21 protein-coding genes are annotated in these 18,745 nt (G+C 65.4%); 11 read left to right on the forward strand and 10 right to left on the reverse strand.

What is annotated here, in order from left to right; all coding sequences use genetic code 11:
- The first annotated feature begins 100 nt into the window (after positions 1–100).
- The 3 genes from VIR62_RS07975 to VIR62_RS07985 all read left to right on the forward strand — a co-directional run bounded on the left by VIR62_RS07975 (position 101) and on the right by VIR62_RS07985 (position 4,599).
- Positions 101–1,750 carry an acetolactate synthase large subunit gene (locus tag VIR62_RS07975; RefSeq protein WP_431870212.1) on the forward strand — a complete coding sequence of 550 codons (1,650 nt, stop codon included), beginning with the start codon at positions 101–103 and terminating at the stop codon, positions 1,748–1,750.
- A gap of 96 nt (positions 1,751–1,846) precedes the next feature.
- Entirely contained in the window at positions 1,847–3,289 is a 1,443-nt protein-coding gene (locus VIR62_RS07980; RefSeq protein ID WP_431870214.1) for an aldehyde dehydrogenase family protein, read from the forward strand.
- Positions 3,289–4,599 (forward strand): MFS transporter, encoded by a 1,311-nt coding sequence (locus VIR62_RS07985; protein ID WP_431870216.1) that lies wholly within the window; start codon positions 3,289–3,291, stop codon positions 4,597–4,599. The genes VIR62_RS07980 and VIR62_RS07985 overlap by 1 nt, the downstream gene beginning before the upstream one ends.
- Here the strand turns inward: VIR62_RS07985 and VIR62_RS07990 are convergent, their stop codons facing one another.
- From VIR62_RS07990 to rpsF, 6 genes are all read right to left on the reverse strand, one after another.
- The gene (locus tag VIR62_RS07990) at positions 4,600–5,076 is read right to left on the reverse strand and encodes a hypothetical protein (RefSeq protein WP_431870218.1); all 477 of its coding nucleotides are present in this window, start codon (positions 5,074–5,076) and stop codon (positions 4,600–4,602) included. It lies immediately after the preceding gene.
- Positions 5,077–5,150: 74 nt separating this feature from the next.
- Positions 5,151–5,813: a Fe2+-dependent dioxygenase gene (locus tag VIR62_RS07995; protein WP_431870219.1), complete on the reverse strand. Its 663-nt coding sequence runs from the start codon at positions 5,811–5,813 to the stop codon at positions 5,151–5,153.
- Positions 5,813–6,835 (reverse strand): hypothetical protein, encoded by a 1,023-nt coding sequence (locus tag VIR62_RS08000; RefSeq protein ID WP_431870221.1) that lies wholly within the window; start codon positions 6,833–6,835, stop codon positions 5,813–5,815. The genes VIR62_RS07995 and VIR62_RS08000 overlap by 1 nt, the downstream gene beginning before the upstream one ends.
- 79 nt (positions 6,836–6,914) lie before the next feature.
- Positions 6,915–7,562: a 50S ribosomal protein L9 gene (gene rplI, locus VIR62_RS08005; protein ID WP_431870223.1), complete on the reverse strand. Its 648-nt coding sequence runs from the start codon at positions 7,560–7,562 to the stop codon at positions 6,915–6,917.
- A gap of 11 nt (positions 7,563–7,573) precedes the next feature.
- On the reverse strand, positions 7,574–7,798 hold the full coding sequence (gene rpsR, locus VIR62_RS08010; protein WP_431870225.1) for a 30S ribosomal protein S18: 225 nt from the start codon (positions 7,796–7,798) through the stop codon (positions 7,574–7,576).
- 18 nt (positions 7,799–7,816) lie between these two features.
- On the reverse strand, positions 7,817–8,230 hold the full coding sequence (gene rpsF, locus VIR62_RS08015) for a 30S ribosomal protein S6 (RefSeq protein ID WP_431870227.1): 414 nt from the start codon (positions 8,228–8,230) through the stop codon (positions 7,817–7,819).
- Between the two features lie 264 nt (positions 8,231–8,494).
- Between rpsF and fabD the strand changes: the two genes are divergently transcribed.
- From fabD to mltG, 5 genes are all read left to right on the forward strand, one after another.
- Positions 8,495–9,415 carry an ACP S-malonyltransferase gene (gene fabD, locus VIR62_RS08020; protein ID WP_431870229.1) on the forward strand — a complete coding sequence of 307 codons (921 nt, stop codon included), beginning with the start codon at positions 8,495–8,497 and terminating at the stop codon, positions 9,413–9,415.
- A 2-nt stretch (positions 9,416–9,417) separates the two neighbouring features.
- Positions 9,418–10,155, forward strand: a complete 738-nt coding sequence (fabG, locus tag VIR62_RS08025) for a 3-oxoacyl-[acyl-carrier-protein] reductase (RefSeq protein ID WP_431870231.1) — start codon at positions 9,418–9,420, stop codon at positions 10,153–10,155.
- Between the two features lie 108 nt (positions 10,156–10,263).
- Positions 10,264–10,500: an acyl carrier protein gene (locus VIR62_RS08030; RefSeq protein ID WP_431870233.1), complete on the forward strand. Its 237-nt coding sequence runs from the start codon at positions 10,264–10,266 to the stop codon at positions 10,498–10,500.
- Positions 10,501–10,608: 108 nt separating this feature from the next.
- Positions 10,609–11,868 (forward strand): beta-ketoacyl-ACP synthase II, encoded by a 1,260-nt coding sequence (gene fabF, locus VIR62_RS08035; RefSeq protein WP_431870235.1) that lies wholly within the window; start codon positions 10,609–10,611, stop codon positions 11,866–11,868.
- Between the two features lie 10 nt (positions 11,869–11,878).
- Entirely contained in the window at positions 11,879–12,844 is a 966-nt protein-coding gene (gene mltG / locus VIR62_RS08040; RefSeq protein WP_431870238.1) for an endolytic transglycosylase MltG, read from the forward strand.
- Position 12,845: 1 nt separating this feature from the next.
- Here mltG and VIR62_RS08045 read toward each other — a convergent pair whose 3' ends face one another.
- The 3 genes from VIR62_RS08045 to VIR62_RS08055 all read right to left on the reverse strand — a co-directional run bounded on the left by VIR62_RS08045 (position 12,846) and on the right by VIR62_RS08055 (position 15,551).
- Entirely contained in the window at positions 12,846–13,769 is a 924-nt protein-coding gene (locus VIR62_RS08045) for an NlpC/P60 family protein (RefSeq protein ID WP_431870240.1), read from the reverse strand.
- Positions 13,684–14,052 (reverse strand): MarR family winged helix-turn-helix transcriptional regulator, encoded by a 369-nt coding sequence (locus VIR62_RS08050; protein WP_431870242.1) that lies wholly within the window; start codon positions 14,050–14,052, stop codon positions 13,684–13,686. The genes VIR62_RS08045 and VIR62_RS08050 overlap by 86 nt, the downstream gene beginning before the upstream one ends.
- Positions 14,053–14,162: 110 nt before the next feature.
- A complete protein-coding gene (locus tag VIR62_RS08055; protein WP_431870244.1) occupies positions 14,163–15,551 on the reverse strand; it encodes a leucyl aminopeptidase family protein in 1,389 nt (462 codons plus the stop codon).
- A gap of 182 nt (positions 15,552–15,733) precedes the next feature.
- Here VIR62_RS08055 and VIR62_RS08060 point away from each other — a divergent pair, with 182 nt between their 5' ends.
- From VIR62_RS08060 to VIR62_RS08070, 3 genes are all read left to right on the forward strand, one after another.
- Positions 15,734–15,997, forward strand: a complete 264-nt coding sequence (locus VIR62_RS08060) for a hypothetical protein (RefSeq protein ID WP_431870246.1) — start codon at positions 15,734–15,736, stop codon at positions 15,995–15,997.
- Between the two features lie 250 nt (positions 15,998–16,247).
- Positions 16,248–17,057: a LytTR family DNA-binding domain-containing protein gene (locus tag VIR62_RS08065; RefSeq protein ID WP_431870248.1), complete on the forward strand. Its 810-nt coding sequence runs from the start codon at positions 16,248–16,250 to the stop codon at positions 17,055–17,057.
- A gap of 72 nt (positions 17,058–17,129) precedes the next feature.
- Positions 17,130–17,375, forward strand: coding sequence for a hypothetical protein (locus VIR62_RS08070; RefSeq protein ID WP_431870250.1), 246 nt, complete (start codon positions 17,130–17,132; stop codon positions 17,373–17,375).
- Between the two features lie 38 nt (positions 17,376–17,413).
- Here the strand turns inward: VIR62_RS08070 and rimO are convergent, their stop codons facing one another.
- On the reverse strand, positions 17,414–18,745 hold the full coding sequence (rimO, locus tag VIR62_RS08075) for a 30S ribosomal protein S12 methylthiotransferase RimO (protein ID WP_431870252.1): 1,332 nt from the start codon (positions 18,743–18,745) through the stop codon (positions 17,414–17,416).

The raw sequence follows: 18,745 nt of genomic DNA on the forward strand, positions 1-18,745 counted from the left end.
GTCCCGGGGGAAAAGGGGACCGGTTGCGACTCTCCGCTCGCCCCGATGTGGTTACGTCGACAGTTCGTGCTCAAAAACAAGACTCAGCGGAGACGGCGATATGGCAATCAAGGCCTCGGACCTGTTCATCCAGTGCCTCGAAGAAGAGGGTGTCGAATATATATTCGGGGTGCCCGGCGAAGAGAATCTGGACTTCCTCGACAGCCTGTCGCGCTCCAAAAAGATCGAGCTCATCCTGACCCGGCACGAACAGGGCGCCGGCTTCATGGCCGCGACTTACGGGCGGCACACGGGCAAGACCGGCGTCTGTCTCGCCACCCTCGGCCCCGGCGCGACCAACTTCGTCACCGCCGCCGCCTATGCCCAGCTGGGCGGAATGCCGATGATGATGATCACCGGGCAGAAGCCGATCAAGAAGTCCAAGCAGGGCCGCTTCCAGATACTGGACGTGGTCGCGATGATGGGGCCGATCACCAAATACACCCACCAGCTCGCCTCGTCGGACAACATCCCGAGCCGCGTTCGCGAGGCCTTCCGCCTGGCCGAGGAGGAGAAGCCGGGCGCCGTCCATCTCGAGCTGCCCGAGGATATCGCCGACGAACGCACCGATTCCCGACCCTTGAAGGCCAGCCTCCACCGCCGCCCCACCGCCGACGTGAAGGCGGTCCGCGCCGCGGTGAACGCCATCGAAAAGGCGCGGTCCCCCGTCCTCGTTATCGGCGCGGGCGCCAACCGCAAGATGACCAGCCGGATGCTGGGCCAGTTCGTCGAGAAGACCGGGATACCGTTCGTCACCACCCAACTCGGCAAGGGCGTCCTCGACGAGACCAGCCCCAAATTCCTCGGCTGCGCGGCGCTGTCGGCCGGCGACTTCGTCCACCGCGCGATCGAATCGGCCGACCTCATCATCAATGTCGGGCACGACGTGATCGAGAAACCGCCCTTCTTCATGAAGCAGGGCGGCGTCGAGGTCGTCCACATCAGCACCAAGTCGGCCGAGGTCGATCCGGTCTATTTCCCGCAGATCGAAGTGATCGGCGACATCGCCAACGCCATTTGGCAGATCAAGGAGGACATCATGCCCTCCGGCGCCTGGAACTTCGATGCGATCATGAAGGCGCGGGCGGCCGAGATCGCGCACCGGGACGGCATGTGCGACGATAGCCGGTTCCCGATTTTCCCGGCCTGCCTCGTCAAGCATGTGCGCGAAGCGATGCCCGCCGACGGCATCATCTGCCTCGACAACGGAGTCTACAAAATCTGGTTCGCGCGTAATTATGCCGCGCGGATGCCGAACACGGTGCTGCTCGACAACGCGCTGGCGACGATGGGGGCGGGGCTTCCCTCCGCCATGGCCTCCAAGATGGTGCACCCCGGCCGCAAGGTGATGGCGATCTGCGGCGACGGCGGCTTCATGATGAACAGCCAGGAGATGGAGACGGCTGTCCGCCTCGGGCTCGACCTCACCGTGCTGGTCCTGAACGACAACAGCTACGGCATGATTCGCTGGAAGCAGGCCAATATGGGGTTCAAGGATTGGGGCCTCACCTACGGCAATCCCGATTTCGTCAAATATGCGGAGAGCTACGGCGCCAAGGGGCATCGCGTCGAAAGCGCCGAGATGCTGCCAGGGCTGCTGAAGCAATGCCTCGACACACCCGGCGTCCATCTGGTCGACTGCCCGATCGACTATGTCGACAATGATCGTATCCTCAACAAGGAAATCAAGGAGCTGAGCGCGGCGGTGTGACCGTCATCCCGGCAGATGGCGGGATCTCAGGACGATCACACACGGCCCTTCACCACGAGACCCCGCCTTCGCCGGGGTGACGCCAGGGAAAGCGACATGATCAAGCTGAAGGACGTTTATCCTCTCTACCTCGCCAATGAGGCGAAGCAGCCGAATACCGACCTGGAAGTCACCGACAAATATACCGGCAAGGTCGCGTTTCGGACGGCGCTAGCGGACGCGGGAACGATCGATGCGGGCATTGCCGCCGCCGTCGAGGCGGCCGAGCCGATGGCGCGGATGGCGAGCTATGAGCGGCAGGCGGTGCTCCAGCATTGCGTCGATCGGTTCAAGGAGCGGTTCGACGAGATGGCCTATGCGCTGTGCGTCGAGGCGGGGAAGCCGATCAACGATGCCGAGGGAGAGGTCACGCGGCTGATCGACACCTTCCGCATCGCCGCCGAGGAATCGGTGCGGATGACGGGCGAAGTGCAGCCACTCGACATCTCCAAGCGCGCGCGGGGCTATCTCGGCATCTGGAAGCGGGTGCCGATCGGGCCTTGCAGCTTCATCGCCCCGTTCAATTTCCCGCTGAACCTTGCCGCCCACAAGATCGCGCCCGCGCTGGCCGTCGGCTGCCCCTTCGTGATGAAGCCCGCCAGCCGGACGCCATTGGGCGCTATCATCATCGGCGAGGTGCTGGCCGAGACGGACCTGCCGAAGGGCGCTTTCTCGATCCTCCCCGCCAGCCGCGACGGCGCCGACCTCTTCACCGAGGACGACCGGCTGAAGCTCTTGAGCTTCACCGGCTCGCCGGGCGTGGGCTGGGAATTGAAGGCCAAGGCCGGCAAGAAGAAGGTGGTGCTGGAGCTGGGCGGCAACGCGGCGGTGATCGTCGATGCCGATGCCGATCTCGACGATGCCGTGGAACGCATTGCTTTCGGCGCCTTTTACCAGTCCGGGCAGAGCTGCATCGGGGTCCAGCGCATCATCATCCACGAAGCGGTGTACGACGATCTCAAGAAGCGACTCGTGGCGAAAACCAAGACGCTCGTCGCGGGCAATCCGCACGACCGCAAGACCTTTGTCGGCCCAATGATCGACGTCAAGGAAGCGCAACGCCTCGACAACTGGATTCAGGAAGCCGTCGAAGGTGGCGCCAAGTTGCTCGTGGGCGGCAAGCGCGACGGCGCGATGCTGGAGGCGACCTTGCTCGAAGGCGTCAATCGCTCGGCGACCGTCTATCGCGAGGAAGCGTTCGGACCCATCGCGATCCTCTCGAAGTTCAGCGACTTCGACGCAGCGCTGGACGAGGTGAACGACAGCAAGTTCGGCCTCCAGGCTGGCATCTTCACCCGCGACCTGTTCAAGACCCTGAACGCCTGGGATCGGCTCGAAGTCGGCGGCGTCGTCATCAACGACGTGCCCAGCTACCGCGTCGACAACATGCCCTATGGCGGCGTCAAGGATTCGGGGCTCGGCCGCGAAGGCATCCGCTTCGCCATCGAGGACATGACCGAAATCCGGAACCTGGTGATCCGGCGGCGGGAAGAGGGGTGATGAACGACGCGGCGATTCCGACGGAGGATCGCAAGACACCGCTGCGGCGGGTTGTCGCGGCGAGCCTGATCGGCACCACGATCGAATGGTACGATTTCTTCCTCTACGGTTCGGCCGCGGCGCTGATCTTCAACGAGCTGTTCTTTCCCCAGTTCGAGCCGCTGGTCGGCACCTTGCTCGCCTTCGCCACCTATGCGCTGGGCTTCATCGCGCGCCCGGTCGGCGGGATCGTGTTCGGCCATTTCGGCGACCGCATCGGCCGCAAGAAGCTGCTGATGTTCAGCCTCATCCTGATGGGCGTCGCCACTATCCTCATCGGATTGCTTCCCACCTACGCCCAGATCGGTATCTGGGCCCCGATCGCGCTCATCATCTTGCGGCTGGTCCAGGGATTCGCGGTCGGCGGCGAATGGGGCGGCGCGGTGTTGCTCGCCGCCGAGCATGGCGATGCCGCACGGCGCGGCTTCTGGGCGAGCTGGCCGCAGGCGGGTGTTCCCGCCGGAAGCCTGCTCGCGGCCGGCGTGCTCGCGATCCTCGCCGGGACTCTCAGCGAAGCCGATTTCGTCGCCTGGGGTTGGCGGGTCGCCTTCGTCCTGTCGGCAGTGCTGGTCGTGGTCGGCTGGTGGATACGGACGTCCGTCGCTGAGAGCCGGACGTTCGAGGAGCAGCTGGAGGCCGCCGAGATGCCGCCCAAGGCGCCGGCGCTGGACGTGATCCGGGAGTGTCCGCGCGCCGTGATCCTTGGCTCGGGGCTGCGGCTCGGCGAGAACATCTCCTATTACATCATCACCACCTTCTCGATCACGTACTTGACCGAAGTGGCCGCCGAGAGCCACAGCCTCGCGCTCAACGCGATCCTGATCGGCGCGATCGTGCAATTCTTCGCCATCCCGCTGCTCGCGCTGCTTTCGGACAAGATCGGGCGACGGCCGGTCTACGCGTTCGGCGGCTTCGGCCTCGCCGCCTTCAGCTTCGTCTTCTTCTCGATGCTGGGCAGCGGCAGCTCGGCGGCGATCGTGGCCGCCATCGTCATCGCTCTCGTCCTCCACGGCGCGATGTATGGACCTCAGGCGGCCTTCATCGCCGAGCTCTTCCCCACCCGCATCCGCTATTCCGGTGTGTCGATCGCCTATCAGCTCACTTCGATCGTGGCCGGTTCGCTGGCGCCGATCATCGCGCTCGCCCTCTACAGGGAATATGAATCCGCCCTGCCGGTGGCGATCTATGTCGGCGCGGCCTGCGCGATCAGCGGCATCACTGCGCTGCTGGCGCGTGAGACCAAGGGCGTGGAGCTGTCGACGATACGCTAGTCAGGAGCAGATCCGGACCGGCACCTCCTCCCGGTCCCGATCGCTCCACACCCATTGAGTGCGGCAGCTGACGGAAGCGGATTGGTCATGGAAGGCTGGCCCGCGGTCATAGCCGCCGTGGCCATAGTCGTAATGATCGTAGGGATAGCCCCGGTCGTAACGGTAGCGCGCCTCGCCGTTGACGACGTCGACAGCGCCGCTCGAATAGTGCCTTCGGTAAGGCCGATATCCGTATCGGTAGTGCCTGTATTGCAAGTCCCTGAAGAAACCATCGTCCCAAGACCATAGCGGGTCGCGCCCATAGCCCACCCAGACAAATCCGGGCGTCCACCGGCGATGAAAACGCCCGTGATCGCGAAAATCGTGACTTCGCGCTCCGGAGGATGGCATGAGGCCGATTCCAGGCGCGTCAGCCGCGAAGGTCGGGCTTGCACCGGTGAGGAAGATTGTCAGGACCGCTGTCAGGGTACGCTTCATCCTCACCTCCAGCCGATGAGATTATGCGAACTGGCATTTATAGCAGATAGGCGAGCTTCTGTCTTGGCTAGGGCCTAGGGCCGGTCACCCCATCGGCGGAGCAGGTTCGACTGGACGAGCTGAAGCCGGGTGAAATTCTCCGGCGCCATGTTGAGGCCTTCGAGCGCGGCGACCTCGTTGAGCTCATAGAGCAGCTCGCGGCGGGAGGTGTCGGCGATGCGGCTCTGAATGAAGGTGATGGCGACCCAGCGTTCGCCCTTGGTGATCGGCTCGACCTCGTGGAGCCTGTCGGACGGATAGACGATCGCCGTCCCCGCCTCGCCCTTGAAGCGGAGATCGCGCGTGCCGAGCTGGATGCGGAGCGCGCCGCCTTCATAGGTGTTGGGCTGGCCGAGAAAGATGGTGCAGCTGAGGTCGGAGCGGACCGACATACTGCCGAGCTGGAGGAAAGCGGCGTCGGCATGGGCACCATAATGCATGTCGGCGGTGTAGCGCGTCATCAGCGGTGGCAGCATCGCGACGGGGAAGGCGAAATTGCGGAAGTCCTCATGGGCGAGCATCGCCTGCGACAATAATTGCGAGGATTTGCGGTAGGCGGCCTCGTCGTGAAGCTGGAGATTCTGCTTCACCTTAGAGTGCGGGTTGCTGATGCGGCCGTCGACGAAATTGGCCGAAGCCGCGATCTGCCGCAGCTCCTCGATCTGGCTGGCGTTCAGCAGCTCGATTTCCTTGAACATCATGCTTCCCTTCGCGCGCGCCGAATCGCCTGCGCGACGGCAGGATAGTCGCTCGCTAAGGCATCGAGCCAGCCAAGAGCGTCGCTGATGGCGGGGCCATGCGTGGCCCGCGCCTCAGCCAGGATCTCGCGGCGAAGCTCAGGGCTGTATTCATATTCCAGCGCCTTGGAATAGCGGCGCATCAGCGGCCCGTCGCATACGGTTTGGGCGGTGGCGGCCTCGACCGGATGGCTGAAGAAGGCGGCGAGTTCGGCGAAATGGCGGGCGGGGTCGGCCAGAAACAGGTCGAAGTCCATCCAGCGGACGCTGTCAGCGGGGAGCTTAGATGCATTGAGTTCGAGGGAAGTCATCTCGCAGGCCCAACCCAGCGCCGCCTTGCGGGCTTCGGACATGGGAGCGAGGTCCAGTTCAAGACCCGGGCATCGGCTTTGGAGTCGTTGGAGGCGCGAAGGGCTCACGATCTGGAGCAGCTTCCGCGAATTCTCGCCGGCGAGGATGTTTTCGAGATAATGCTCCGGCGTCGCGAAGAGGAACAGGGTGTTTGAGGCGGGTGGGATGAGACGGCGGGCGATCTCGCTCGTGAAGCTGGTTGCCTTGACGATGGCGCGCTGCTCCGGCCGGAAAGTACGCGAGAGGAGCGCCGTAAGAGTGTCGAGCCGCCCATCGGTGTCGACCCAGGGCGACGGCGGCGACACGGGCCCCAGCATTTCCGCGAAAGCGCGGAGCAGAAGCGGCTCACGAAGAGCCAGCACCCCGGGCAACTCACCGAGCAGCCGTGAGATCAGAGTCGAGCCGACATTGCCGATGTGGAAAATATATTGGGCGTCACGCCGCGCGTCCCGCGGAACGTCATCCGCCAAAGCCTTCCATTCAACGGCTCGCATTTCTGCGCCTGGGCGGAGCGCCCGCTGGTCGAGGAAGCTGGCCGCGCGGTAGTCCGCCTCGCTCATGCGAAGCAGCACGACCCGGTCTGTGGCTAGATCGATCTGGTGCGGGAACCACTCGGGCGAGCGTCCGATCATGGCCACCCCGCGCGGAGCCAAAAGAAAGGCCGCCCGCTCATAGGAGCGGGCGGCCTTGTTCGTTGGGCATCATGCAGGATCAGCCCTGTCCGGCTGTCTCGTCCTCGGCGGTCTCGCCGTCGGCCTCAGCCTCAGCAGCGGCGACGGCCTCGGCGGCGGGCTCCTCCGAGGCGATGGTGCCGGGCTCGGCATTGGCATCGAACTCTTCGGTGAAGGTCGCGACATCCTTCTCGAACATCTCGGCCATGACATCGACGCCCTGCGCTTGGAGCTCGGCCTCTTCGGGCGAGCGGGCGACGTTGACGTGGATCATCACCGACACTTCCGGGTGGAGCGAAACCTTCACGTCCTGGACGCCGATCGCCTTGATCGGACGGTCGAGGATGATCTGGTTCTTGGCGACCTTGTGACCCTGGGCCTCGAGCGCTTCGGCGAGGTCGCGCGCGGACACCGATCCATAGAGCGCGCCAGCGTTGGACGCCTGGCGAATCAGCTGGACCTTGGCGCCCTCGATCCCCTTGGAATCCTTCTCGGCGACCTTGCGGCGCTCGGCATTGTCGGCCTCGATCTTCTCGCGATTGGCTTCGAAGACCTTGCGGTTCGACTCGTTGGCGCGCAGCGCCTTGCCATTGGGAAGGAGGAAGTTGCGGGCGTAGCCGTTCTTCACCTTCACCACGTCGCCGATGGCGCCGAGCTTCTCGATGCGTTCGAGCAGAATAACGTCCATGGGTCTGCTCCTTATTTCACGACGTAGGGGAGAAGGCCGAGATGCCGCGAGCGCTTGATCGCCTTGGCGAGCTCGCGCTGCTTCTTGGCCGAAACGGCGGTGATGCGCGACGGGACGATCTTGCCCCGCTCGGAGACGAAGCCCTGGAGCAGGCGTACGTCCTTATAATCGATGACGGGAGCGTCCTTGCCGGAGAACGGGCAGCTCTTGCGGCGGCGGAAAAATGGGCGTGCCATATGTCTGATCCTTCTCGCTTAGCTGTCGCGGTCGTCGCGGTCACGGCGGGGACCGCGATCGTCGCGGTCGCCCCGTCCGCCGCGGTCGCGGCCGCCACGCTCGCTGCGCTCGTTGCGGCGCATCATCGCCGACGGGCCGGCCTCATGCGCATCGACCTTGATGGTCAGGTAGCGGATGACGTCCTCGTTGATCTGCGTCTGGCGCTCCAGCTCGGCGACGAGCGGCGGGGGCGCGTCGACCTCGAGCATGACGTAATGCGCCTTGCGGTTCTTCTGGATGCGGTAGGCGAGGCTGCGAAGACCCCAGGTCTCGGTCTTTACGACCTTGCCGCCATTGTCCTCGATGATCTTGGTGGCGCTTTCCGCCAGCGCGTCGACCTGGGCTTGCGCCAGGTCCTGACGCGCGAGAAACACATGCTCGTACAGAGGCATGGAGTGCGTCCTTCATATTGGCCGATCGCTGACGCCGCACCGTGCGAACGCCCCTCCGGCTATCGTCTCATTCTTGTTTGTCGCGATTTTCGAGCCGGCGGCGTCGCCACCTCGAAATCGCTTCAGTTCAATGCAGACCGGGGCTGAAGGCAGCGCCTCCGCCCTGGACGAGCGGCCTAATGGCGGAAAGCACTCTGAAAAGCAAGTGCGGCTTGCGCTTCGCCGAAGCCTTGGCTTACCAGCCGCGCCAACAGGAGGACAGACATGCGCGCTTTCATCTTTCCCGGGCAGGGGAGCCAGTCTGTCGGCATGGGCAAGGCCCTGGCCGACGCGAGCACCGTCGCTCGTGCACTGTTCGAGGAAGTGGACGACGCGCTCGGCCAGCATCTAACGCGGCTGATGGCCGAAGGGCCGCAGGAGGAGCTGACGCTTACCGAAAATGCTCAGCCGGCAATCATGGCCAACGCGGTGGCGACGCTGCGGGTGTCCGGCATCTCGCTCGACAAGGCTGATTTCGTCGCCGGGCACAGCCTCGGCGAATATTCGGCGCTGTGCGTGGCCGAGGCGTTCGACGTCGCCACGACGGCGCGGCTGCTGAAGCTGCGTGGGCGTGCGATGCAAGTAGCCGTTCCGGTGGGCGAGGGCGCGATGGCGGCGCTGCTCGGTCTCGGCCTGGAGGCCGCGCAGCAAGTCGCCGCCGAGGCCGCCCAGGGCGAGGTCTGCACGGTCGCCAACGACAATGATCCGGGCCAGGTGGTCGTGTCGGGGCACAAGGCGGCGGTCGAGCGGTCGCTGGAGATCGCCAAGGCCAAGGGCGCCAAGCGGGCGCTGCTGCTTCCCGTGTCGGCGCCCTTCCATTGCCCTTTGATGCAGCCCGCGGCCGACGCGATGGCTGAGGCGCTGGCGCATGCCGGCCTTCGGGCGCCGGCCCTGCCGGTCTATGTCAACGTCACCGCCGCGCCGGCCAATGACCCCGCCGATATCCGGCGGCTGCTGGTCGAGCAGGTCACCGGAATGGTCCGCTGGCGCGAGAGCGTTGGCGCCATGGCGGAAGCGGGCGTCACCCACTTCGTCGAATTCGGCGGTAAGGTGCTGTCGCCCATGGTGAAGCGCATCGCGCCCGACGTGAAAACGACCAGCGTCATCTCGATGGACGACATCGACACGCTCGTGAAGGAGATTTGAGCATGTTCGATCTTTCGGGAATGACGGCGCTGGTGACCGGCGCGTCGGGCGGCATCGGTTCCGCCATCGCCAAGGCGCTGGCGGGGCAGGGTGCGCGGGTCGCGCTTTCCGGGACTCGGGAGGAGACGCTGAAGCGCGTTCAGGCGGAGATCGGCGGCGATCATATCGTCCTGCCGTGCAATCTTTCCGATTCCGCCGCGGTCGATGTGCTGGTCCCGCAGGCGGTCGAGGCGCTGGGGCAGCTCGACATCCTCGTCAACAATGCCGGCGTCACGCGTGACAATCTCGCCATGCGGATGAAGGACGAGGAATGGTCCGACGTGATCCGCATCAATCTCGAAGCCGCCTTCCGTCTCGCCCGCGCCGCGCTCAAACCGATGATGCGCGCGCGACATGGCCGGATCATCTCCATCACGTCCGTGGTGGGCGCGACCGGCAATCCGGGGCAGGCCAACTACGCCGCCTCGAAGGCGGGGTTGGTCGGCATGTCCAAGGCGCTGGCGCAGGAAGTCGCGAGCCGCGGAATCACGGTTAACTGTATCGCTCCCGGCTTCATCGCCTCGGCGATGACCGACGCGTTGCCGGAGGCGCAGAAGGAGTCCTTGCTCGGCCGCATTCCGGCTGGCAAGCTGGGTGAGGGGAACGACGTGGCCGCGGCCGCCGTTTACCTCGCGAGCCGCGAAGCCGCTTATGTGACGGGACAGACCCTCCACGTGAACGGCGGTATGGCGATGCTCTAGGGCGTCGTCGTAAGGCCTTGTAATTCCATGAGATGACCCCGGCCACTTGCCATCAGGCTTTGCGAACGGCTAGGGCGGATGACAACGATATCTAGGGAAGGCAAAAATATGAGCGAGACCGCCGAGCGCGTTAAGAAGATTGTCGTCGAGCATCTGGGCGTCGAAGCCGACAAGGTCACCGAGGAAGCGAGCTTCATCGACGATCTGGGCGCCGACAGCCTCGACATCGTCGAGCTGGTGATGGCATTCGAGGAAGAGTTCGGGGTCGAGATCCCCGACGACGCCGCCGAAAAGATCATGACGGTCAAGGACGCGATCGACTATATCGAGGCGAACAAGGCCTGAGCCGCAAGGCCCACGGCGTCCGGCCCGGCGAGATCGAGCCGTAGTTTGATAAACGGCTCCCCGTCGCAAGGCCGGGGGGCCGTTTTCGTCTGAATACAGGAGTTTTGAATGCGCCGCGTAGTCGTCACCGGTCTCGGACTCGTCACCCCGCTGGGACCGGACGTCGAGACCAGCTGGAAGAACATCCTCGCTTCGAAAAGCGGCGCCACCCGGATCACGCGGTTCGATCCGACCGACTATGCCTGCCAGATCGCGTGCGAGGTAAAGGCGCCCGACCACGAATACGGCTTCGATCCCGGCAAGCGCGTCGACCACAAGGTGCAGCGGCAGGTCGATCCGTTCATCGTCTACGGCATAGACGCCGCCGGCCAGGCGCTGGAGGATGCCGGCCTCACCGACATGGGCGACGAAGAGCGTTACCGCGCTGGCGTTTCGATCGGCTCGGGCATCGGCGGTCTGCCGGGAATCGAGAAGGAATCGATCGTCCTTCACGAGAAGGGCCCGCGTCGCGTATCCCCTCATTTCGTCCACGGCCGGTTGATCAATCTCATCTCGGGCCAGGTTTCGATCAAATATGGTCTGATGGGCCCGAATCATGCCGTCGTCACCGCCTGCTCGACGGGCGCGCACTCGATCGGCGATGCTGCGCGCATGATCTCCATGGACGACGCCGATGTGATGCTGGCGGGCGGCGCCGAGAGCGCGCTCTGCCCGCTGGGCATCGCTGGTTTCGCCCAGGCGCGGGCGCTCGCCACCAACTTCAACGACCAGCCCGAGAAGGCTTCGCGTCCCTATGACAAGGATCGCGACGGCTTCGTCATGGGCGAGGGCGCGGGCGTGGTCGTGCTCGAGGAATATGAGCGGGCCAAGGCGCGCGGCGCCAAAATCTATGCCGAGCTGATCGGCTACGGCATGTCGGGCGACGCCTATCATGTCACCGCGCCGCACCCCGAAGGCGCCGGTGGTTTCCGCGCCATGCAGGTGGCTGTGAAGCGCTCGGGCCTCGATCTGTCTGACATCGACTATATCAACGCCCACGGCACCTCGACGCCGCTAGGCGACGAGCTGGAGCTGGGCGCGGTCCGGCGCCTGTTCGGCAACGCCATCGGCGGCTTGTCGATGAGCTCGACCAAATCCGCCATCGGCCACCTGCTCGGCGGTGCGGGCGCGGTCGAATCGATCTTCTGTATCCTCGCCATGCGCGACCAGATCGTCCCGCCGACATTGAACCTCGACAATCCCGGCGACGGCTGCGCGGGCGTCGATCTGGTGCCCCATGTGGCCAAGGAACGGCCGGTGAAGGCGGTGCTCAACAACAGCTTCGGCTTCGGCGGCACCAATGCCAGCCTGATCATGCGGGCGGTGTGAGTCAGCGCCAGTGAAGCGATGGCTGCTGGTTTTACTCGGCCTGGCGGCGCTCGCCGCCGCCGGCGCGTATACCGCCTTGTGGACGAGCGCGGGTCCACAGGAGGGACCGCACACGCTCGTCATCGAACAGGGCGCCACCTTGACCAAGGTAGCGGAGCAGCTCGACGCGATGGGCGCCATTCCCGGCAGTGCCACGACCTTCCGAGCCATGGCCCGCCTGTTCGGATCGCCCGATCCGGTGCAGGCCGGGGAATTTCTCATCCCAAAAGGCGCGAGCGCCGCGGAAATTCTCGATCAGCTTCAACACGGCCAGCCGATCAGGCGCCTCGTCACCATTCCCGAGGGCATGCCGTCGATCCTGGTTCACGAGAGGCTGATGGCGGTCCCTTATCTCATCGGCACAATTCCGGTGCCGAACGAGGGGTCGATCCTCCCCGACAGCTACAGCTATCGGCGGGGCGAGAGCCGTTCCACCGTGCTGAAGCGTATGCAGGAGGCGATGACCAGGGAGCTGAACGCGCTCTGGGCGAAGCGGCAGCCGCACTCGGTTGTCGACACCAGGGAGGAAGCCCTCATCCTCGCCTCGATCGTCGAGAAGGAGACGGCGAAGCCCGCCGAGCGGCGGATGGTGGCCGGCGTCTACAGCAACCGGCTGGAGAAGGGGATGCCGCTCCAGGCCGACCCGACCGTCATCTATCCGATCACCAAGGGCAAGCCGCTCGGTCGCCGTATCCGCCAGTCGGAGCTGGACGCCCGGAATGGCTACAACACCTATGCGATGGCGGGCCTGCCCGAAGGACCGATCGCCAATCCCGGCCGTCTGTCAATCGCGGCGGTGCTCAACCCGGCCAGGACCGAGGCGCTCTACTTCGTCGCCGACGGCACCGGCGGCCACATCTTCGCCAACACCCTGGCCGAGCATAATGCCAACGTCGCCAAATGGTACGCCATCCGCCGCGCGCGAGGTGAGATGTAGGCTAGCGGAGGCGGCGGCGCTCGACGATGGCCGTCCGCGACGCGACCGCTTCCAGCGGCTCGATCGTAACATGGCCGCTATGGGCCGTGGCGTGGATGACGCGGGCCTCGTCCATCATCAGGGCGACGTGGCCATGGAAGAAGACGAGGTCGCCGTGCTGGAGCGGCGCCTCGGGGTCGAGCCGTTCCCCGAGCACATGTTGCTGGTCGCTGTCGCGCGGCGCATGCGTTCCGCACAGGCCGAGCGAAAGCTGGACGAGGCCGGAGCAGTCGATGCCACGGATGCTGCGGCCGCCGAGAAGATAGGGCGAGCCGAGAAGGCGCTCGGCGACATGCACCGGGTCATGCTCCCAGGCCCCCAATTCCCGCACATGGGTGTAAGGGATGAAGCCGCTGTCGGTGGCGAGGAAGCCGTGACCCTCATGGCCTGAGACCCGCGACCCCATCGGCAAATGCCCGATGGCGGGCGCATGGACATCGCTTTCCGGCAAGATTGGCGCGGCGGCGGCGGCGACGATGTGGGTGGGCGCTTGCGGCTCGACCAAAGCGATCGCCTCGACATAGCCGACATAATGGTCGTGGCGGCAATAGCCCCAGGCCCAACGGCCGGAGAATTCGAGGACGGCGAACTCCTCGCCCGGCAGGAGCTCGGAAGCAGGCTGGCCCTCGCTCGACGGCGTGGAAAAAACGAAGGTCGGACGCGAGCCGCACTGCCGGACGAGCGCGCGGGCGTAGTGCGGCGCGAAGAGCTGGCCGGCGAGGGCCACATCGGCGAGGTCGCGGCGATAGGCGTGGACGCGCGCGTCGAGGATCAGGGAGGGGCCGGCGAGACTGAAACGCTCAGCTGTGCTGGAGGATGAATCCTCGTTCCTTGGCGGAGCGGCGGGACGAGCCGTCCAGCTCGATATTTCGTTCGAAGCCGTCAAGGAATTCCTGTCCCGTATTGGTCTTGGCGACGAAGACGTTTCGCCGATCCGCTTCGTCGCGGACCCGGCGGAGATAGCCGAGCGAGCCCAGCGTGTTCAAGGCGCGCGTGATGACGGGTTTGGAAACGCCCAATATGTGCGCCAGTCCGCGCACCGTATGCGGGCCGGGGGTGAGATAGACCAGCAGCATCAAGGCCATCTGGCGGTTGGTGAGATCAGGCTGACCGGACCGCACATAGCCGATCAGCGTATGCATCCAGTTCTTCAGCGCGCGTTCCGACACGATGTTTCTCCGATATTCGCGCGAGTGATGTTTCGGAAGGTAAACCAGTCAAAACGCAAATCGTTTCGTTAAGCCGCCGGAATTTCGACGCATGGACGGGCATTTCCGTCTCATTTTCGATAGCGGGCCCTCAGCATGTGCCAGGCGGCGCGGAGGCCAAGGGCGTCGCCGCCCTTGGGTCGGCCGGGCTTGGCGGCGGGGCGCCAAGCGAAGGTATCGAAATGGGCCCAGGGAATGTCTTCCGGCACGAATTTCTGTAGAAAGAGCGCGGCGGTGACGGAGCCCGCCATGGCGCTGTCGGCCGCGTTGCCGAGGTCGGCGACGTCGGAGGCGAGCATCTCCTCATAATGTTTCCATAGCGGCATCCGCCAGACGCAGTCGGAGACGGCCTCGCCGCTCGTCAGTAGCGCCTCGGCGAGATCGTCGCGATTGGTGAAGATGGGCGGAAGGTCGGGGCCGAGAGCGATGCGGGCGGCGCCGGTCAGGGTCGCGAAATCGAGGATCAGCTCGGGCTTGCCTTCGGCGGCCTTGGCCAGGGCGTCGCCCAGGATCAGACGGCCTTCGGCGTCGGTATTGCCGATCTCGACGGTAAGGCCCTTGCGGCTCCTGAGGATATCGCCGGGACGGAAGGCGCCGCCGGAAATGGCGTTCTCGACCGCGGGGATGAGGAGGTGGAGGCGCACGGGCAGGCGGCTCTTCATGATCAGCCGGGCGAGCGCGAGGGCATGTGCCGCGCCGCCCATGTCCTTCTTCATCAGGCGCATGCCGGCCGCGGGCTTGATGTCGAGGCCGCCCGAATCGAAAACGACACCCTTGCCGACGAGGGCGAGGCGCGGGTTCTTCGGATCGCCCCATTCCAACTCGATGAGACGCGGCGCGCGTTCCGCTGTCGCCGCCATGCCGACGGCGTGGATCATCGGATAGCCCGAGACGAGGTCGGTGCCGGAGGTGATGATGACGCTGGCGCCGCATTCGGCGGCGACCTCTTCGGCCGCCTTCTGCAGTTCGGCGGGGCCGAGCGCGCCGGCCGGGATGTTGACCAGATCGCGGACGAGGTTCGTGGCCTCGGCGCTCAGCACCGTCTCGTCGATCCGCGCGGGTTCGTCGGTGAGGAGGACGCGCGGCCCTTTCTTCGACGGCTCCTTCTTGTAGCGCTCGAACTTGTACTGTCCGAGCAGCCAACCCAGCACCGCCGGACCGGGCCCGCGATCGGCGACGCGATAGGTGCCTTCGGATAGCGCCTCCGCAGCCTTGGCGAGGCACCAGGGGCTGAGCTCCTCGACGTTGGCGACGCCGAGCAGGGCGGACCAGCCCTCCTTTTCTCCGGGCAGGATAGCGAGCTGGAACCCTTCTCCCTTGAAACCCTGCGCCGACACCGCCTGTCGCACCCTTTCCGGCTGGCCACCGAGCCAGGCGTCGAAACCTTTCTTGTCGACGAGATGGAGGAGGGTGGCGGGCTGGCCCTGGTCGGGCTTCAGGAGGTTGTTCAGGTCGATCATCAGGCGGCCTTAGCGGAACGGCCCGGCGCCCGCCACGTTCGGAGCGACGAAAAGGAAGGTGCAATGTGTCAATGGAAGAAGACCTCTATGCGATCGAAGAAGGGTTCTGGCTGAAGGGCGAGTAGCATTTCCTCGATCATGTCGACGAGAAATGCCTGCTGGCCTTCCCGCAGATGGGGCAGATGCATGGCGTTCATCCCCGCGAGCGTATCGCGGCGACCGCGCAGATGCCGAACCGATGGAAGGGCTCGCGCATTTCCGACCGCAACCTGCTCCAGCCCGCGGACGATGTCGCGATCATCAGCTACCGGGCTAGTGTGAAGCGCGCCGACGATATGGCCTACGACGCGCTAATCAGTTCCGCCTATGTGCGGCGTGCCGAGGGATGGAAGCTCGCCTTCCATCAGCATTCGCCGATCGAGAAGGTGGAAAGCACCGCCACCTAGGCGGGCGCGCCGAAGAGGGTCGCGCCTTCCGAACGGCCGACCTCAGCCCGGGAGCTTGGCGGCGGGGATGGCAACTGTCCTTTCCATCAAGTGAGTCCGGCGAATTACCGTAAGAACCGCGAGGGCCTTCCGCCGGGGTGGCGTGCCGCAGCCAACCTTCCCATATGCGTGCCAGAGTCGTTGAGTGATAATGAAGATGCCGTGCGCCCCTGGCACTGACGAACAGATCGGGGATGCTCGGCGAGGCGATTTGCCGCGGCGCACGATTCTCGCCTTTGCAGCCGCCTTCTTCCTGTTGATCTTCGGCGTCAGCGCGCTGCGCTCGTGGTTGCGCGATCCGCTGGCGTTCGACGCGTTCCAGCTCAACCGTTTGGCGAGCAGCCTCCTCGGCACGGCCTTCTTCGCATCGATGATCGGCGGACTTGCCCAGCGGGCGACCGCGCCGCTCGCCGCCCATGCGAAACTTATCCTGAGTCGGGCGATGCTTGCCGCCGTGGCCGTCGCCGTGGCCCGTACCGCGATCGACCTCAACGCCGACCCGGCGCGCGGGCTTGTCGCGAGCCTGCCGCAGAGCGGTCGCTGGCTGATGGTCTGGCTCGGCTACTACCTGGCTGGCTGCGCCGTTTTCCTTGCCCTTCGTAGCGAACGTTTCCTGGCCGGGCAGGATAGGCGTGGGGCGCCGACGCCGGCAATCGCTTCCGATGGGGCGGCCGATGCGCTGTGGGTGGAGCGTCACCGCGAGCGCGTGCGCATCCCGATCGAGCTGATCGAATGGGTGGAGGCGGAAGGTGATTATATCCGCGTCCATACGGCCGACGAGGACGGCGGTGGAACGATCCGCATGACCCTCACCGCCGCCGCGAAGATGCTGGCCGGTGCGGGCATCGTTCGCACGCATCGCTCCGCCCTGTGTCGGCGCGACGCGGTGGTGGCGCTGGCGCGCTCGCGCTACGGCGCGCTCCAGACGCGGATGCAGAGCGGCGCCCTGATCCCGGTCGGGCGCAATCATCGCCATGCAGTGATGGCGCTGATGAAATCGCGATCGGATGTGCCGGGCTGACGCTCGTCGCGCAGGCTTGCCGTTCGTCGCGATCGGCTTGGACTCCATCCGGCATCGCGCCAGTCGGCTGTCATGTCCAGATTCCTTCTTACCGAGACCGATCGCTCCCGGGCCGCCGACCTGCTGATCCGCCAGCTGGCCGAGCTCATGGCTTCCGAAGGCAGGGGCGACCCTGCACTGCTCAAGGCGCGGCTCGAGGCGGTTCTGCGGCAGAGCGTTGGAGATTGCCCTGCCCCCTCGGCGGCCAAGCCCGCGCTCGTCTCCGTTACGCCTTTGAGCCTTGAAGCCTACCTGCCGCTGATGTTCCCGGACCCGTAGACCGGTCCACCGCAGCCGGGGCGCGAAGCGGCTGCCGGTCAGGCGAGCGGAACGCCGTAGAGGTCGTGCTCGTCGGCGTCCTCGACGAGGACCCGGACGATGTCGCCCTGGCCGACGCCGTGGGCATCGCGGAGGTGCACTTCGCCGTCGATCTCGGGCGCGTCGGCCTTGGAGCGGCCAGTGGCGCCGCCTTCTCCGTCGGCGAGATCGATGATGACGTCGATCGTGCGGCCGATCTTGGCCTGGAGCTTGGCGGCGGAGATGGCGGCGGTCTTTTCCATCAGGCGGGCGTAGCGCTCTTCCTTCACTTCCTCCGGCACGGCGCCGGGGAGGGCGTTGGCGGCGGCGCCTTCGACCGGCTCGAAGCGGAAGGCGCCGACGCGGTCGAGCTGGGCTTCCTCCAGCCAGTCCATCAGATACTGGAAATCTTCCTCGGTCTCGCCGGGGAAGCCGACGACGAAGGAGGAGCGGATCGTGATGTCCGGGCAGATTTCGCGCCAGCCCTTCAGCCGCTCCAGCACCTTGGCCTCGTTGGCCGGGCGATTCATGGCCTTGAGCACCTTAGGACTCGCATGCTGGAAAGGGATGTCGAGATAGGGGAGGACCAGCCTCTCGGCCATCAGCGGGATGACCTTGTCGACGTGCGGGTAGGGATACACGTAGTGGAGACGGACCCACGCGCCGAGCTTCCCAAGCTCGAGGGCGAGGTCGGTCATGTGGGCGCGGACTTCGCCGCCTTTCCAGGGCCAGGAGCCGTGTTTGAGATCCACGCCATAGGCCGAGGTGTCCTGGCTGATGACCAGGAGTTCCCTCGTGCCGGCGGCGACCAGCTTTTCGGCCTCTCGCAGGACGGCGTCGGGGCGGCGGGAGGCGAGGTCGCCGCGGATCGACGGGATTATGCAGAAGCTGCAACGGTGGTTGCAGCCCTCGGAAATCTTCAAATAGCTGTAGTGGCGCGGGGTGAGCTTGAGGCCGCCTTCGGGCACCAAGTTGAGGAAGGCATTGGGCGGCATCGGCGCGGCTTCGTGGACCGCACCCACCACCTGCTCATATTGATGCGGGCCGGTGACGGCGAGCACTTCGGGGAAGCGCTCGCGGATGAGGTCGGCTTCCTTGCCCATGCAGCCGGTGACGACGACGCGGCCATTCTCGGCGATCGCCTCGCCGATGGCGGCGAGGCTCTCCTCCTTGGCGGAATCGAGGAAGCCGCAGGTATTGACCAGCACCACGTCCGCCTGGTCGTAATCGGGCGACAGCGCATAGCCGTCGCTCCTGAGCTTGGTCAGGATGCGTTCGGAATCGACCAGCGCCTTGGGGCAGCCGAGCGAAACCATGCCGACTTTCGGCGGAGAAGGGAGCGTCGTTACCAT

Source organism: Allosphingosinicella sp. (genome assembly GCF_036570505.1).
GTDB lineage: Bacteria > Pseudomonadota > Alphaproteobacteria > Sphingomonadales > Sphingomonadaceae > Allosphingosinicella.